General features: G+C 72.7%; 15 protein-coding genes. 4 read left to right on the top strand and 11 right to left on the bottom strand.

Features of this window, described 5'->3' with window-relative positions; translation table 11 throughout:
* Positions 1–42: 42 nt before the first annotated feature.
* The 3 genes from ACE1OA_RS13370 to deoC are packed head-to-tail and all read right to left on the bottom strand — an operon-like array spanning position 43 to position 3327.
* Entirely contained in the window at positions 43–933 is an 891-nt protein-coding gene (locus ACE1OA_RS13370; protein ID WP_356599346.1) for an aldehyde dehydrogenase family protein, read from the bottom strand.
* On the bottom strand, positions 926–2362 hold the full coding sequence (locus tag ACE1OA_RS13365) for an aldehyde dehydrogenase family protein (protein WP_356599344.1): 1437 nt from the start codon (positions 2360–2362) through the stop codon (positions 926–928). Before ACE1OA_RS13365 ends, ACE1OA_RS13370 begins: the two co-directional genes overlap by 8 nt.
* A gap of 5 nt (positions 2363–2367) precedes the next feature.
* The gene (gene deoC, locus ACE1OA_RS13360; protein ID WP_432752827.1) at positions 2368–3327 is read right to left on the bottom strand and encodes a deoxyribose-phosphate aldolase; all 960 of its coding nucleotides are present in this window, start codon (positions 3325–3327) and stop codon (positions 2368–2370) included.
* 136 nt (positions 3328–3463) lie between these two features.
* Between deoC and ACE1OA_RS13355 the strand changes: the two genes are divergently transcribed.
* On the top strand, positions 3464–4099 hold the full coding sequence (locus ACE1OA_RS13355) for a PH domain-containing protein (protein WP_356599340.1): 636 nt from the start codon (positions 3464–3466) through the stop codon (positions 4097–4099).
* A gap of 145 nt (positions 4100–4244) precedes the next feature.
* Here ACE1OA_RS13355 and ACE1OA_RS13350 read toward each other — a convergent pair whose 3' ends face one another.
* The 4 genes from ACE1OA_RS13350 to ACE1OA_RS13335 all read right to left on the bottom strand — a co-directional run bounded on the left by ACE1OA_RS13350 (position 4245) and on the right by ACE1OA_RS13335 (position 8937).
* Positions 4245–5435 (bottom strand): hypothetical protein, encoded by a 1191-nt coding sequence (locus ACE1OA_RS13350; RefSeq protein ID WP_386544166.1) that lies wholly within the window; start codon positions 5433–5435, stop codon positions 4245–4247.
* A gap of 171 nt (positions 5436–5606) precedes the next feature.
* Positions 5607–7259 carry a phospho-sugar mutase gene (locus tag ACE1OA_RS13345; protein ID WP_386544164.1) on the bottom strand — a complete coding sequence of 551 codons (1653 nt, stop codon included), beginning with the start codon at positions 7257–7259 and terminating at the stop codon, positions 5607–5609.
* A 176-nt stretch (positions 7260–7435) separates the two neighbouring features.
* Complete coding sequence (locus tag ACE1OA_RS13340) at positions 7436–8239, bottom strand: purine-nucleoside phosphorylase (protein WP_356599334.1); 804 nt, start codon at positions 8237–8239, stop codon at positions 7436–7438.
* 260 nt (positions 8240–8499) lie between these two features.
* Positions 8500–8937: a gamma-glutamylcyclotransferase gene (locus ACE1OA_RS13335; RefSeq protein WP_147980919.1), complete on the bottom strand. Its 438-nt coding sequence runs from the start codon at positions 8935–8937 to the stop codon at positions 8500–8502.
* 193 nt (positions 8938–9130) lie between these two features.
* On the opposite strand from ACE1OA_RS13335, the gene ACE1OA_RS13330 reads away from it, so the two are divergent.
* Together ACE1OA_RS13330 and ACE1OA_RS13325 are read left to right on the top strand one after the other, a co-directional pair.
* The gene (locus tag ACE1OA_RS13330) at positions 9131–10570 is read left to right on the top strand and encodes an NAD(P)H-quinone dehydrogenase (protein WP_356599332.1); all 1440 of its coding nucleotides are present in this window, start codon (positions 9131–9133) and stop codon (positions 10568–10570) included.
* 213 nt (positions 10571–10783) lie between these two features.
* The gene (locus ACE1OA_RS13325; RefSeq protein WP_384868348.1) at positions 10784–11707 is read left to right on the top strand and encodes a DeoR/GlpR family DNA-binding transcription regulator; all 924 of its coding nucleotides are present in this window, start codon (positions 10784–10786) and stop codon (positions 11705–11707) included.
* Positions 11708–11726: 19 nt separating this feature from the next.
* Here the strand turns inward: ACE1OA_RS13325 and ACE1OA_RS13320 are convergent, their stop codons facing one another.
* Both ACE1OA_RS13320 and ACE1OA_RS13315 read right to left on the bottom strand, forming a co-directional pair.
* On the bottom strand, positions 11727–12272 hold the full coding sequence (locus ACE1OA_RS13320) for a TetR/AcrR family transcriptional regulator (protein WP_356599330.1): 546 nt from the start codon (positions 12270–12272) through the stop codon (positions 11727–11729).
* 125 nt (positions 12273–12397) lie between these two features.
* A complete protein-coding gene (locus ACE1OA_RS13315) occupies positions 12398–14152 on the bottom strand; it encodes an acetyl/propionyl/methylcrotonyl-CoA carboxylase subunit alpha (RefSeq protein WP_432752826.1) in 1755 nt (584 codons plus the stop codon).
* A gap of 386 nt (positions 14153–14538) precedes the next feature.
* Between ACE1OA_RS13315 and ACE1OA_RS13310 the strand changes: the two genes are divergently transcribed.
* The gene (locus ACE1OA_RS13310; protein ID WP_384868301.1) at positions 14539–14952 is read left to right on the top strand and encodes a hypothetical protein; all 414 of its coding nucleotides are present in this window, start codon (positions 14539–14541) and stop codon (positions 14950–14952) included.
* Positions 14953–15009: 57 nt separating this feature from the next.
* On the opposite strand, the gene ACE1OA_RS13305 is transcribed toward ACE1OA_RS13310, so the two are convergent.
* Positions 15010–15615 (bottom strand): Maf family protein, encoded by a 606-nt coding sequence (locus ACE1OA_RS13305; protein WP_356599324.1) that lies wholly within the window; start codon positions 15613–15615, stop codon positions 15010–15012.
* 124 nt (positions 15616–15739) lie between these two features.
* Complete coding sequence (gene mmpB / locus ACE1OA_RS13300; protein ID WP_356599322.1) at positions 15740–15868, bottom strand: morphogenic membrane protein MmpB; 129 nt, start codon at positions 15866–15868, stop codon at positions 15740–15742.
* Between the last annotated feature and the right edge of the window lie 84 nt (positions 15869–15952).

The raw sequence follows: 15952 nt of genomic DNA, 5'->3' as shown, positions 1-15952 counted from the left end.
GGGGGTTCCGTCGCCGGGCGGGGAGCACCCGCCCGACGCGCCTCAGTACGTCGAGCCGCCGGCGCCCAGCGAACCCGTCGGGTGCCAGACCGTCTTCGTCTCCAGGAAGGCCGTCATGCGGTCCGTGCCCGGGTCCCGGGTGAAGTCCACCGGACGCGGGCGCAGCACGCGCTTGAGGTTGTCCGCCGCGGCGATCTCCAGATCCCGGGCGAGACCGGCGTCCGCGCCCGTCAGGTCGATCGCGTTGACGTCCTGGTGGCTCGCCAGGTGCGGGCCCATCTCCGCGGCCCTGCCGGACAGGATGTTGACCACACCGCCCGGCAGGTCGGAGGTGGCGAGCACCTCGCCCAGGGACAGCGCCGGCAGCGGTGCCTTCTCGCTGGCGATCACGACCGCGGTGTTGCCGGTCGCGATCACCGGGGCGATCACCGAGACGAGACCGAGGAAGGACGAGTCCTGCGGGGCGATGACCGTCACCACACCGGTGGGCTCGGGCGTCGACAGGTTGAAGTACGGCCCCGCGACCGGGTTCGCCCCGCCCACGATCTGGCCGATCTTGTCCGTCCAGCCCGCGTACCAGACCCAGCGGTCGATCGCCGCGTCCACGACGGCGCCCGCCTTGGACTTCGACAGGCCCTCGGCGTCCGCCACCTCGGCGACGAACTGGTCCCGCCGGCCCTCCAGCATCTCGGCGATGCGGTAGAGGATCTGACCGCGGTTGTACGCCGTCGCGCCCGACCAGCCGCCGAACGCCTTGCGGGCCGCGACGACCGCGTCACGGGCGTCCTTGCGGGAGGAGAGCGGCGCGTTGGCCAGCCACTTGCCCTTGGAGTCGGTCACCTCGTACACCCGGCCGCTCTCGGAGCGGGGGAACTTGCCCCCGACGTACAGCTTGTAGGTCTTGAAGACGCTCAGACGGGTCGCGTCAGACATCGAGGTAGGCCTCCAGACCGTGACGGCCGCCTTCGCGGCCGAAGCCCGACTCCTTGTAGCCGCCGAAGGGCGAGGTCGGGTCGAACTTGTTGAACGTGTTGGCCCAGACGACGCCCGCCCGGAGCTTGGACGCGACCGCGAGGATGCGCGAGCCCTTCTCCGTCCAGATGCCGGCCGACAGGCCGTACTGGCTGTTGTTCGCCTTGGCGACCGCCTCGTCCGGCGTGCGGAACGTCAGCACGGAGAGGACCGGGCCGAAGATCTCGTCGCGGGCGATGGTGTGCGCCTGGGTGACGTTCGTGAAGAGCGTCGGGGCGAACCAGTAGCCGGCGGACGGGATCTCGCAGGCCGGGGACCAGCGCTCGCCGCCCTCGGCCTCGCCCCGCTCCACCAGGGCGGTGATCCGGGACAGCTGCTCGGCCGAGTTGATGGCGCCGATGTCGGTGTTCTTGTCCAGCGGGTCGCCCAGCCGCAGCGTCGACAGCCGGCGCTTGAGCGAGTCGAGCAGCTCGTCCTGGACCGACTCCTGCACCAGCAGGCGGGAGCCGGCGCAGCAGACCTGGCCCTGGTTGAAGAAGATGCCGTTGACGATGCCCTCGACGGCCTGGTCGATCGGGGCGTCGTCGAAGACGATGTTGGCGCCCTTGCCGCCCAGCTCCAGGGTCACCTTCTTGTCCGTGCCGGCGATCGAGCGCGCGATGGCCTTGCCGACGGCGGTGGAGCCGGTGAAGGCGACCTTGTTCACGTCCGGGTGCTCGACCAGCGCGGCGCCGGTCTCCCCGTAACCGGGCAGGATGTTGACGACACCCCGGGGCAGGCCGGCCTGGCGGCAGATGTCCGCGAAGAACAGCGCGGACAGCGGGGTCGTCTCGGCCGGCTTCAGGACGACCGTGTTGCCGGTCGCGAGGGCCGGGGCGATCTTCCACGCCAGCATGAGCAGGGGGAAGTTCCACGGGATGACCTGACCGGCCACGCCCAGCGGGCGCGGGTCCGCGCCGTAGCCCGCGTGGTCGAGCTTGTCGGCCCAGCCCGCGTAGTAGAAGAAGTGCGCGGCGACCAGCGGGAGGTCCGCGTCGCGGGTCTCCTTGATCGGCTTGCCGTTGTCCAGGGTCTCCAGGACGGCCAGCTCGCGGCTGCGCTCCTGGATGATCCGGGCGATGCGGAAGAGGTACTTCGCGCGCTCGGAGCCCGGCAGCGCGGACCACTTCGCGAAGGCCTTGCGGGCCGCCTTCACCGCGCGGTCGACGTCCTCGGCGCCCGCCTGGGCGACCTCGGCGAGGACCTCCTCGGAGGAGGGGGAGACGGTCTTGAAGACCTTGCCGTCGGCCGCGTCGACGAACTCGCCGTCGATGAACAGGCCGTAGGAGGGGGCGATGTCGACGACGGACCGGGACTCGGGAGCCGGCGCGTACTCGAATGCAGATGCCATGTTGATCAGTCCACCGTCACGTAATCGGGGCCGGAGTAGCGGCCGGTCGCCAGCTTCTGACGCTGCATGAGCAGGTCGTTCAGCAGGCTGGAGGCACCGAAGCGGAACCAGTGGTTGTCCAGCCAGTCCTCGCCTACGGTCTCGTTGACCAGGACCAGGAACTTGATGGCTTCCTTGGTGTTGCGGATGCCGCCGGCCGGCTTCACGCCGATCTGGACGCCGGTCTGCGCGCGGAAGTCGCGGACCGCCTCCAGCATGAGGAGCGTGTTGGCCGGGGTGGCGTTGACCGCGACCTTGCCGGTCGAGGTCTTGATGAAGTCGGCGGCCGCCATCATGCCGAGCCAGGAGGCGCGGCGGATGTTGTCGTACGTGGACAGCTCGCCGGTCTCGAAGATCACCTTGAGGCGGGCACGGTCGCCGCACGCCGCCTTGACCGCGGAGATCTGCTCGAAGACCTCCAGGTAGTGGCCGGCGAGGAAGGCCCCGCGGTCGATCACCATGTCGATCTCGTCGGCGCCCGCCGCGATGGCGTCGGCCGTGTCCGCGAGCTTCACGGGGAGCGCGGCGCGGCCGGCCGGGAAGGCGGTGGCGACGGAGGCGACCTTGACGCCGGAGCCCGCGAGGGCGGCCTTGGCGGTCGCCACCATGTCGGGGTAGACGCAGACCGCGGCGGTCGTCGGGGTCGTACGGTCGGTCGGATCGGGGTTGACGGCCTTGGCGGCGAGCGCCCGGACCTTGCCCGGGGTGTCCGCGCCTTCGAGCGTCGTCAGGTCGATCATCGAGATGGCCAGGTCGATGGCGTACGCCTTGGCCGTGGTCTTGATCGAGCGGGTGCCGAGGGACGCGGCGCGCGCCTCCAGGCCGACGGCGTCGACGCCGGGCAGCCCGTGGAGGAAGCGGCGCAGCGCACTCTCGGACGTGGTCACGTCGGCGAATGCGGGTGCTGCGGATGCAGTGGTGGGCATGGTCACCAGTCGAGCATATCTACGCGCGTAGCGACCTGTACAGCCCCGGTCGATTCCGACCCGCTCGTCCGAGCTGTCCCCGGAGGCCGGAGCGACCGCCGAGGCGCCCGCGCGCGCGTGAGGCAGAATCGGCCCTATGACGACCCCCCAGCCGCCCGCCGAGCCGGCCTACGCCGACCGCGTCTTCCGTTCGCCCCTCGGGATCGCGGGCGGTGTCCTGCTGATCGGCCTCGCCGCCTGGTTCTGCATCGACGCGATGGTGCGGGGCGAGGGCAGGACGCCGTGGGTGGCGCTGGCGGGGCTGCTGCTCGTGGTGCCGCTGGTCGTGGCCTTCACGATCCGGCCCGCGGTCTACGCGAACGAGGACCGGCTCCGGATCCGCAACCCCTTCCGCAACATCACGCTGCCGTGGGCGGCCGTCGCCGACGTCCGCGCCGGCTACTCCAGCGAGGTCTTCACCCAGTCCGGCGCCAAGTACCAGCTCTGGTCGATCCCGGTCTCGCTGCGCCAGCGCAAGGCGGCGGCCCGCCGCCAGGCCCGCGCCTCGCAGGACGACCCGCACCGCCGCACCTCCGTCACCGCGGACGTACGGGACTCCCAGTCGCGGGTGGCCCCGGCCGACCAGACGATCGCCGACCTCCGCGAACTCGCCGAACGCTGCGCCGGCCGCCCCGGTGCCCAGGGCGAGCCCCGGGTGCGCTGGGCCTACGAGGTCATCGCCCCGGCCGCGGCGGGCCTGGTGCTGCTGGTGATCCTGCTGGCGACGGGCTGACCCCTCCCGTACGGACGAAGGGGCCGGGCGACACCCTCGGGTGTCGCCCGGCCCCTTCGCCGTTGTTTCCGCCGTTCCTCCCGCCCCTCGGGACGCGCCGCTCGGACCCGGCCGTCGGACCCGGCCACCGGACCGCGCGCACCCGTCACGGCGGTCCCGGCCACACCAGCAGCATGTGGCCGCCCAGCCACGCCGACGACAGCGCCGCCGCGGTCAGCGTCAGGACCGCCACCGGGCGGCGGGCGCGGGAGACCGCCAGGGCGATCGGGAGCAGCAGCGGGAACGCCGGGACCAGGAACCGGGCGCGCGGGAAGTAGACGCCGCCGCTGCCGAGCACCACCAGCAGCAGGACGCCCGTGAACACCAGCAGCGCGGCCGGCTGGCGGTCGGCCAGGCACAGCAGGTACAGGCCGGCCGAGACGAGGAGCACCACCGACACGACCGCCAGGAAGAACTGCGGGTCCTTGTTGTAGACCAGGTGGTCGCGCAGCTCCCGGCGGGTCACCGCGCCGCCGTCCCACTCGTTGCCCCACACCCGCTGGACGGCGAAATAGCCGTCCGCGCGGCCCTCCCGCCACGCCACCCAGCCCACGTAGCCGAGCCAGCCCAGCGGCGCGGCGGCGGCCGCCGCCAGGGCCCCGCGGTCGCCCCGGCGCGCGGCCGGCAGGGCGGCGGCGACCACCGCCGCCGCGACCGCCACACCGGTCGGCCGGGTCAGCCCCGCCGCCACGCACAGACCCGCGGCCCACGCCCAGCGCCCGTCCAGGACCGCGTACAGCGCCCACGCCGCCAGCGCGGTGAACAGCGACTCCGTGTACCCCATCCACTGGACGACGCCCACTGGCAGCGCGCCCCACAGCACCGCCAGGACCACGCCCGCCCGGCGCCCGTGCAGCCGGTCGCCGACCGCGAACACGCCCCAGGCGGCGGCCAGCGAGCAGACCACGGCGATCACCAGGCCGACGGAGGCGCGCGAACCGGGGGTGACGGCCGCGACGGCCTTCACCAGGAACGGGTAGAGCGGGAAGAAGGCCAGGCTGCGCGGCGGAGTGCCCGCGGGGTCGCCGGACTCGTGCGTGTAGCCGTGGTCGGCGATCCCGAGGTACCAGTGGGAGTCCCAGGAGGAGGCGAGCACGGGCCAGACGCCGTGCCCCTGGAGGTGCGACCAGCGTGCCAGCACGATCAGGCCCACCAGCCGCACGGCGACGTAGCCGAGCAGCGCCGGGGCCGCGTGCCGCAGGGTGCCGCGCACCTGCGGGGGAACCCGGGGCGCGCGCGACGGGAGGGGCCGCCGCGAGGCGGGGACGGTCGGTCGGGCGGTCAGGACCGGGGGCACGGCGGCGGCTCCAGGGATGCGCGGTGGGATACCGGGGTCACCCTGGCGCGGACCCCGTGGCCGCGCGACGCGCCTTAGGTCCGTTGCCGTACCGAATTCACCCGCACGGGAACGCCACGAGGGGCCCGTACGGAGGCGTCTCCGTACGGGCCCCTCGGGCGGGTCCCGGGCTCAGAGCCCGGCCGCGGCCGCCAGGTCCTGCTTGATCGCGGCGAGGACCTCGGCGCCCTTCGCGCGGGCGGTCGTCAGCTCGCCGGCGTCGGCCACCGGGATCACGACCTCCAGGTAGCACTTGAGCTTCGGCTCCGTGCCGCTGGGCCGGACGATGACCCGGGCGCGGAACTCGCCCTCCAGGTAGTAGCGCAGACCGTCGGTCGGGGGCAGCGACTCCGTGCCCTTCGTCAGGTCCTCCGCCGTCGTCACGGTCAGGCCCGCCAGCGAGGCCGGCGGGCGCTCGCGCAGCGCGCTCATCGCGTCGGAGATGACGCTCAGGTCGTCGACCCGCACCGACAGCTGGTCGGTGGCGTGCAGTCCGTGGGCCACGGCCAGGTCGTCGAGCAGACCCGTCAGGGTCCGGCCCTGCTCCTTGAGGACCGAGGCCAGCTCGGCGACCAGCAGCGCGGCCGTGATCCCGTCCTTGTCGCGGACGCCCTCGGGGTCGACGCAGTAGCCGAGCGCCTCCTCGTAGCCGTACCGCAGACCCTCCACCCGGGCGATCCACTTGAAGCCCGTCAAGGTCTCCTCGTGGCCGACGCCCGCGGCCTCGGCGATCCGGCCGAGCAGCGAGGACGACACGATCGACTCGGCGAACACGCCCCGGGCACCCTTGTGCACGAGGTGCGCGGCGAGCAGCGCGCCCACCTCGTCACCGCGCAGCATCCGCCAGCCGCCCTCGACGGAGGCGTCCGGGACGGCCACCGCGCACCGGTCGGCGTCGGGGTCGTTGGCGATCACGATGTCGGGGTCCACGGCACGGGCCGCCTCGAAGGCGAGGTCCATGGCGCCCGGCTCCTCCGGGTTCGGGAACGCCACCGTGGGGAACGCCGGGTCCGGGTCGGCCTGCTCGGCGACGAGCGCCGGCGGCGGGAACCCGGCCCGGGCGAAGGCGGCCGCCAGGACCTCCTTGCCGACGCCGTGCATCGCCGTGTAGACGGTCCGCACGGTGCGGGGCGAGCCGGGGGTCAGCACGGCGTCCGTACGGGCCAGGTAGGCGTCCAGGACCTCGTCGCCCAAAGTCTCCCAGCCCTCCTCCGGGCGGGCCACGTCGGCGAGCGCGCGCACGGCGGCGATCTCGGCGGCGATCTCCGCGTCGGCCGGCGGCACGATCTGCGAGCCGTCGCCGAGGTAGACCTTGTAGCCGTTGTCCCGCGGCGGGTTGTGGCTGGCGGTCACCTCGACGCCGGCCACGGCGCCCAGGTGCCTTATGGCGAACGCGAGCACGGGCGTCGGCAGCGGGCGCGGCAGCACGGCCGCGCGCAGCCCGGCGCCGGTCATGACGGCGGCCGTGTCACGGGCGAAGTCGGCCGACTTGTAGCGGGCGTCGTAGCCGACGACGACGAGGCCCCCCTCCTGGCCCTTCGCCTTGAGGTACGCGGCGAGGCCGGCCGCGGCGCGGATCACCACGGAGCGGTTCATCCGCATCGGGCCCGCGCCCAGTTCGCCGCGCAGGCCGGCGGTGCCGAACTGGAGGGTGCCGGCGAACCGGTCGGCGAGCTCGGCGCGGTCACCGGACTCGATGAGCCTGGCGAGCTCGTCGCGGGTCTCGCTGTCGGGGTCCTCGGCGAGCCAGGCCTGGGCCCGGGCGATGAGGTCGTCCTGCGTCACGGTGGGTGCCTTTCGGGGTACGGGCGGGTGCGACGGGTGGGGCGGGAGTTTCTCTTCCCCGCCCCGGCCCCTCCCGTAACCGGGTGCTCCGTCCCGGCCCCCGCGTCTCGGGCGCCGTCGGGGCCGGTTCGGGAAGGGGCGGGGGAGGAGTCCCGCGCGGCGGCCTGCGCCGGTGATCAGATGCGGTCGAGCACCCGGGTGAGCAGCTCGCCCATCCGGGCCGCGGAGTCGCGGCCGGCCTGGAGGACCTCCTCGTGGTTCAGCGGCTCGCCCGACAGGCCCGCGGCCAGGTTGGTGACGAGCGAGATGCCCAGGACCTCGGCGCCGGCCTCGCGGGCCGCGATGGCCTCCAGGACGGTGGACATGCCGACCAGGTCGCCGCCCAGGACGCGGACCATGTTGATCTCGGCCGGGGTCTCGTAGTGCGGCCCGGGGAACTGCACGTAGACGCCCTCTTCGAGGGTCTCGTCGATCTCCTTGCACAGCGTGCGCAGCCGCGGCGAGTAGAGGTCGGTGAGGTCCACGAAATTGGCGCCGACGATCGGGGAGGCGGCCGTCAGGTTGATGTGGTCGCTGATCAGCACGGGCTGACCGGGGCGCATGCCCTCGCGCAGGCCGCCGCAGCCGTTGGTCAGCACGACGGTCTTGCAGCCGGCGGCGACGGCGGTGCGCACACCGTGGGCGACGGAGGCGACGCCCCGGCCCTCGTAGAAGTGCGTACGGCCCAGGAAGACCAGGACCCGCTTCTCACCGATCTTGTACGAGCGGACCTTGCCGCCGTGTCCCTCGACGGCCGGCGGCGGGAAGCCGGGGAGCTCGGTGACCGGGAACTCGGCCTCCGGGGCGCCGAGCGCGTCGACGGCGGGGGCCCAGCCGGAGCCCATCACCAGTGCGACGTCGTGGGTCTCGGTGCCGGTCAGCTCGCGAAGGCGCGTGGCAGCGGCCTCGGCGGCCTCGTACGGGGTGGCAGTTGCGTTCACTGACTCTCTCGCCTCGGGGAGGGGGGTCCGAGGGGGGAGCCCCGGACGGATTTCCTACGCGCAGAAGCGTAGCCCGAGAATTCCTACGCGCGTAGATGACGATGCTGACGGACATGCGATCGTTGTCTTGTCGTTTCCGACGAACGTCGAGGTGGTGACGGGTCGATGCCTTCCGCCACACCGATACCGCCACGAGCCGGCGCGTGACGCCCGTCACGGGCGCAATCGGGCGGGGCGCCTCGCCGGGGCCGGTCCACTCCCTAGCAGGGGCGCTTGCGCAGCTCCATCACGTAGTCGTGCGGCGCGCCCGCCGACTCCGCCGCGTCCGCGATCTCGCCGAGGTAGCGGGCCGAGGGCAGTCCGCCCTCATAGGCGTTGAGCACGTAGACCCAGGCCGGCTCCTCGCCGTCCAGGGTGTGCACCCGCACCCGCATCCGCCGGTAGATGTCGAGTCCGACGCCCTCCCAGCGGTCCATCGAGTCCTCGTCCATCGGCGCGATGTCGTAGAGGGCCACGAGGACCTGGGAGCGCGGCGCCTCCACGATCGTGGCCAGCGCCCCCTCCCAGCCCATCTGCTCGCCGCCGAAGGTCAGCCGCCAGCCGTTGAGCCAGCCGGTGCCGCGCAGCGGGGAGTGCGGGGCGCGGCGGGTCATGAGCCGCGCGTCGAGGTTGCCGGCGTACGCGGCGTAGAGCGACATGAGGTCGAGGGTACGGGAGGGGGAGGGGTGGTCGCGGAAGTCCGTGGTGGGGCCGTATGGAGGCCCCGGCGCGAGGACACCCGCGGCGTGCGGGACAATGGGGTACGCACTTGAAGCGTGCGGGACAATGGCGTACGCACTGCAGCCCAGCGGGGGACCCCCCGGCAGAACGAGAGCGCGAGGCGTAACCCACGTGACCCGGATCGTGATCATCGGCGGCGGACCCGGCGGATACGAGGCGGCCCTGGTGGGCGCCCAACTCGGCGCGGAGGTGACCGTCGTCGACTGCGACGGCCTCGGCGGCGCGTCCGTCCTGACCGACTGTGTCCCCTCCAAGACCCTCATCGCGACGGCCGAGGTGATGACCACCTTCGACTCCTCGTACGAGGAGCTGGGCATCATCGTCGCCGACGACACCCCGCACATCGACCAGGCCGCCCGCGTCGTCGGCGTCGACCTCGGGAAGGTCAACCGACGGGTGAAGCGCCTCGCGCTCGCCCAGTCGCACGACATCACCGCCTCCGTCACCCGGGCCGGCGCCCGGGTCCTGCGCGGCCGCGGCCGGCTCTCCGGCCGGCAGGCCGTGGACGGCTCGCGACAGGTGATCGTGACCGCCGCCGACGGCACCGAGGAGTCGCTGACCGCCGACGCCGTGCTGATCGCGACCGGCGGCCACCCGCGCGAGCTGCCCGACGCGCAGCCCGACGGCGAGCGGATCCTGAACTGGACGCAGGTCTACGACCTCAAGGAGCTCCCCGAGGAGCTCATCGTGGTCGGTTCCGGTGTGACGGGCGCCGAGTTCGCCGGTGCCTACCAGGCCCTCGGGTCCCGGGTCACCCTCGTCTCCTCCCGCGACCGCGTGCTGCCCGGCGAGGACCCGGACGCCGCGGCCGTCCTCGAGGACGTCTTCCGCCGCCGCGGCATGAACGTCATGGCCCGCTCGCGCGCCGAGTCCGCCAAGCGGGTCGGCGACCGGGTCGAGGTCACGCTGGCCGACGGCCGGGTCATCTCCGGCACCCACTGCCTGATGGCCGTCGGCGCGATCCCCAACTCGGCCGGAATGGGTCTGGAGGAGGCCGGCGTCCGGCTCAAGGACTCGGGTCACATCTGGACCGACAAGGTCTCGCGCACCTCCGCCCCCGGCGTCTACGCGGCCGGCGACGTCACCGGAGTCTTCGCGCTCGCCTCGGTCGCCGCCATGCAGGGCCGGATCGCGATGTACCACTTCCTCGGCGACGCGGTGGCCCCGCTGAACCTGAAGACGGTCTCCTCGAACGTCTTCACCGACCCCGAGATCGCCACCGTCGGTTACACCCAGGCCGACGTGGACGCGGGCAAGATCGACGCCCGGGTCGTCAAGCTGCCGCTGCTGCGCAACCCGCGCGCGAAGATGCAGGGCATCCGGGACGGCTTCGTCAAGATCTTCTGCCGGCCGGGTACGGGCATCGTGGTGGGCGGCTGTGTCGTCGCCCCCCGCGCGAGCGAGCTGATCCATCCCATCTCGATCGCGGTCGACAACAATCTGACGGTGGAACAGATCGCAAAGGCTTTCACCGTGTACCCCTCCCTGTCGGGCTCGATCGCGGAAGTGGCACGGCAGTTGCACACCCGAAAGGCGGGCGGCGAGGGCTAGTACGGCCCCCCGGCCTGCACCGATCCGGACAACCCCCGGCACCCCCGGGCAAGTCGCCGCGCGCGACGATCGACGACGGGGCCTCCCATACCACCTGGAGGCCCCGTCTGTGTGCATCTTCTGCAATTCGGCGCATAGTGCTGAAAAGTATCGGCCGGTCAGGTTACTGTCAGTTTCGTGTTCGCTGCAGAACGTCGTCAGTTGATCCTCGAAATGGTGCGCGCCAACGGGGCCGTGTCGCTCCGTGAGCTCGCCCGCGTCGTCCAGACCTCAGAAGTGACCGTACGGCGGGACGTGCGGGCGCTGGAGGCAGAAGGACTCCTCGACCGCCGGCACGGCGGTGCCGTATTGCCGGGCGGTTTCACCCGGGAATCCGGCTTCCCGCAGAAATCCCATCTGGCCACGGCCGAGAAGACGGCCATCGCCGACGTCGCCGCGAGCCTCGTCGAAGAGGGCGAGGCCATCGTCGTCGGCGCGGGGACGACCACTCAGGAGCTGGCCCGACGGCTCGCCCGTGTGCCGGGCCTGACCGTCGTCACCAACTCGCTGCTCGTCGCCCAGGCGCTCGCCCATGCCAACCGCGTCGAGGTCGTCATGACCGGCGGCACGCTGCGTGGCTCGAACTACGCGCTCGTGGGCAGCGGGGCCGAACAGTCCCTGCAGGGCCTGCGGGTCTCCCGTGCCTTCCTCTCCGGCAGCGGCCTGACCGCCGAGCGCGGCCTGTCCACCTCCAACATGCTCTCCGCGAGCGTGGACCGGGCGCTGGTGCAGGCGGCGGCGGAGGTCGTGGTGCTGGCCGACCACACCAAGCTCGGCACCGACACCATGTTCCAGACGGTGCCGACGGACGTGATCACGCGACTGGTGACCGACGAACCCCCGGCGCACGACGACCGGGCCGCCACCGAACTGCAGGCCCTGGCCGACCAGGGCGTCCAGATCGCGGTGGCCGGTACGGGGACGGGACCCGCGGGTGACACGGTCCCCCCGGGCGGCCGGCCCCGTCGTGACGTCCCGCTCCCGGGGCAGCGCGCCAGGCATCCGGGCGGTCAGTTCCGCGGTCCGACGGCCGCGTTGGCCGCCGAGGCGCTCGTACCGGAGCGCACGGCACGGGTCGCGGACATGCGCCGGCGCTGAGGCGGGTCCGGCCGCCGCCTCACCTGCTGAGCCCTCGCAGGGTCAGCATGAGCAGACGGTCCGCCAGGTCCGGGTCCTCCGGGGTCTGTTCGGCCGCCAGCGCGATCGCGTTGGTGAGCTGCATCAGATCGCCGATCGACACGTCGTCCTGGACCGTGCCCGCCGCCCGGGCCCGGGCGAGCAGCCGCTCGCCGGCCGCGCGCAACGGCACGCTGCACCGGGAGAGCGCCGAGCTCCCGTCGTACGAAGCCGACATCAGGGCACGCGCGAGCCCCCGGTACTCACCCGCGTGGGTGATCAGGGCCCGCAGCCACTCCACGAGCGCCCGGCACGGGTCCTCGGCCTCCGCCAGGTCGTGCGAGCGCTGCAGGAGGGCCGCCAGGGCCTCCTGGAACACCGCACTCATCAACGCGTCCCGGTTCGGGAAGTGCCGGTAGAGCGTGCCGATCCCGACGCCCGCGCGTCGGGCGACGTCCTCCAGGGAGGCGTCGGTGCCGTGCTCCGCGAAGGCGGCGCGGGCCTCGGCGAGCAGGCGCTCGTGGTTGCGGCGCGCGTCGGCACGCATGGGACTCCTCGGGTCGGCGCGTGGATCGGGCGGGACGGCCGGGCCGGGTGCCGGCCGGGGCGGATCGGCGAAGGGCCCGCAGGCGGATGCGCCTGCGGGCCCTTCGGACCGGATCCGGGTGCGGATCAGTCCTTGATCTCGCAGATCGCGGCGCCGGAGGTGATCGACGCGCCGACCTCGGCGGACAGGCCCTTCACGGTGCCCGCGCGGTGCGCGTTGAGCGGCTGCTCCATCTTCATGGCCTCCAGGACCACGATGAGGTCGCCCTCCTTGACCTCCTGGCCCTCCTCGACGGCCACCTTCACGATGGTGCCCTGCATCGGGGAGGCGAGGGTGTCACCGGAGGCCGTCGGGCCGGACCTCTTCGCGGCACGGCGCTTCGGCTTGGCGCCCGCGGCCAGACCCGTACGGGCCAGCGTCATGCCGAGCGAGGACGGCAGGGAGACCTCGAGACGCTTGCCGCCGACCTCGACGACGATGGTCTCGCGACCGGCCTCGTCCTCGTCCGCGTCGGCACCGGCCGGCGCGAACGGCTTGATCTCGTTGACGAACTCGGTCTCGATCCACCGGGTGTGGACCCGGAACGGGTCCGCGGTGAAGTCCGGGTCGACGACCACGGCGCGGTGGAACGGGATGGCCGTGGCCATGCCCTCCACCTGGAACTCCGCCAGCGCGCGGGCGGCGCGCTGCAGCGCCTGCTCGCGGGTGGCGCCGGTGACGATCAGCTTGGCCAGGAGCGAGTCCCAGGCCGGGCCGATGACCGAACCGGACTCGACGCCCGCGTCCAGACGGACACCGGGGCCGGACGGCGCGGCGAAGGTGGTGACGGTGCCCGGGGCGGGCAGGAAGTTGCGGCCCGGGTCCTCGCCGTTGATCCGGAACTCGAACGAGTGACCCCTTATGGCCGGGTCGTCGTAGCCGAGCTCCTCGCCGTCGGCGATCCGGAACATCTCGCGGACCAGGTCGATGCCGGTGACCTCTTCGGTGACCGGGTGCTCGACCTGCAGACGGGTGTTGACCTCCAGGAAGGAGATCGTGCCGTCGAGGCCGACCAGGAACTCGACCGTGCCGGCGCCGACGTAGCCGGCCTCCTTCAGGATCGCCTTCGAGGCGGCGTACAGCTCCGCGTTCTGCTCCTCGGTCAGGAACGGCGCGGGCGCCTCCTCGACGAGCTTCTGGTGGCGGCGCTGCAGCGAGCAGTCACGGGTGGAGACGACGACGACGTTGCCGTGCGAGTCGGCGAGGCACTGGGTCTCGACGTGGCGCGGCTTGTCGAGGTAGCGCTCGACGAAGCACTCGCCGCGACCGAAGGCGGCGACCGCCTCGCGGACGGCGGAGTCGTAGAGCTCGGGGACCTCTTCGAGCGTGCGGGCGACCTTGAGGCCGCGACCGCCGCCGCCGAACGCCGCCTTGATGGCGATCGGCAGGCCGTTCTCCTTGGCGAACTCGACGACCTCGTCGGCGCCGGAGACCGGGTCGGGCGTGCCCGCGACGAGCGGGGCGCCCGCGCGCTGGGCGATGTGACGGGCCGCCACCTTGTCGCCGAGGTCGCGGATGGCCTGCGGCGGCGGGCCGATCCAGGTCAGACCGGCGTCGAGAACGGCCTGGGCGAATTCGGCGTTCTCGGACAGGAAGCCGTAACCGGGGTGGATCGCGTCCGCCCCCGAGTCCTTCGCCGCCTGCAGCACCTTGGCCATGTCCAGATAGCTGGCGGCCGGGGTGTCACCGCCCAGAGCGAACGCCTCGTCGGCCGCGCGGACGTGCAGAGCGTCCCGGTCCGGGTCGGCGTAGACGGCTACGCTGGCGATCCCGGCGTCCCGGCAGGCCCGGGCTACGCGGACAGCGATTTCGCCACGGTTGGCGATGAGCACCTTGCGCACGATGGCTCCCTCCTTGAAACAAGCTGAGTTTAGGGACTGCCGACACGGCCTTTCGACCCGTCCCCAGTGGTGAGCTTGCCCACACGGAGCGTGATACGAGGCCTGCTCGGGTCGTGAAATCCCTTGTCGTACCACGGTACGCAGGGTTCCTTTACGGCACAGTAGCTCCGAGGTGTGGCGCAGGTCTCTGTTCCTGGAGCCAGTCGCCGAACGGGTTTCTTTGTGGAGTCCCTACGAATGGCCTAGTGATTCTTTGCCGTTCCGTTCCGCCGCACGAACCCTTGTCCCCGGGTTTACCAGTCAGTAGCCTTCGCGCTGTCGTCCGTACTGCAGGTAACAGCCGTCAACAGGGGGTGGCCCAGGTGGCCCGGAGACCGATAGCACTCGTGACGGCGGCGGTGCTCCTTCTGGAGGCACCCGGCATCGTCGCCCTCAACGCGGTCATGGCGCGCTTCCTGGAGGTCCAGTCCATGTCCCTGGACGGGATGGACCCGGACGCGATGGTCACCGGCACGTGGGCGCTCGGCATCGTCTCGGGCGTCCTGCTCGCCCTGTGCGCGCTCGTCGCCCTGCTCGCGGGCGTACGGGACCGGCGTCCCGGCCGGGCGGGCCGGATCCTGCTCGTCGGCTGCGCGGTCGTGCACGGTGTGCTCGGCGCCGTGACGGTGGGTCTGATCGGGTGGGGCGCGTTCGCGTTCATGGTGCTCGTGCTCGGGCTGATCGTGCTGACCCTGGTGGCCTACGGGAAGGACACCGAGGCGCCGGAGCGGGAGCCCGGGGCGTCGCCGACGCCCGCGTAGGTCCCTCCGGGCGCGGCGGAGTCCCGGCCGGGCCCGGCCTCCGGCGGGGACCGCCCGTCACTCCCAGAGGTCGGTGATGGAGACGCCCAGCTTCCCGAGCAGGGTGCGCAGCAGGGGCAGGGACAGGCCGATCACGTTGCCCGGGTCCCCGTCGATCCCCTGGATGAACGGCGCCGAGCGTCCGTCGAGGGTGAACGCGCCCGCCACGTGCAGCGGCTCGCCGCTGGCCACGTAGGCCGCGATCTCGGCGTCCGTCGGATCGCCGAAGCGGACGACGGTCGAGGCGGTCGCCGACTCGTAGCGCTTGGCGGCGGTGTCGTAGACGCAGTGCCCCGTCTGCAGGATGCCCACCCGGCCGCGCATCGCGTGCCAGCGGGCCGTCGCCTCCTCGGCGTCCGCGGGCTTGCCGAGGGCCTGCTTGTCCAGTTCGAGGACCGAGTCGCAGCCGATGACGAGGGCGCCGAAGGCCTCCGGGCGGGCGGCCACGTGGGCGGCCTTGGCCTCGGCGAGCGAGAGTGCGAGTTCGGCCGGGGTGGGGGCGTGCACCTTGTCCTCGTCGACGCCGCTCACGATGACCTCGGGGGCGAGTCCGGCCTGCCGCAGCAGTCCGAGACGGGCGGGGGAGGCGGAGGCGAGCACGACACGGCGGCGATCAGCAGTCATGGGGGCAGCGTAGCCAGTACGGGCCCCCGGTGCGGGGCGTGTCCGGCCGGGCCGGGACGCGGCGCGTGTCCGTGCGGGCGGGGGCGCGGCGCGTGTCCGGGCGGGCCGGGACGCGGCGCGCGTGTCAGTGCAGGCCGGCCGCGAGCATGGCGACCAGCATCGCCAGCGCCAGCAGGATGGAGGCGCGCCGGAGCATCGCCTGCATGTCCCGCATCTCCTTCGGCGGCTCGTTCTCCGGGTCGGACCACAGCATGAGGTCGATCCTGCGCGCGCGAGGGCGGGCGCGCCTGAGTACCCGTACTCAGGCGCGCCGGTGCCGACGGACCATTTCCGCGCC

The organism is Streptomyces sp. JL2001, assembly GCF_050917515.1.
GTDB lineage: Bacteria > Actinomycetota > Actinomycetes > Streptomycetales > Streptomycetaceae > Streptomyces.
Note: the sequence above shows the minus strand (reverse complement) of the source record. Positions and strands in the feature narration are given on the sequence as shown.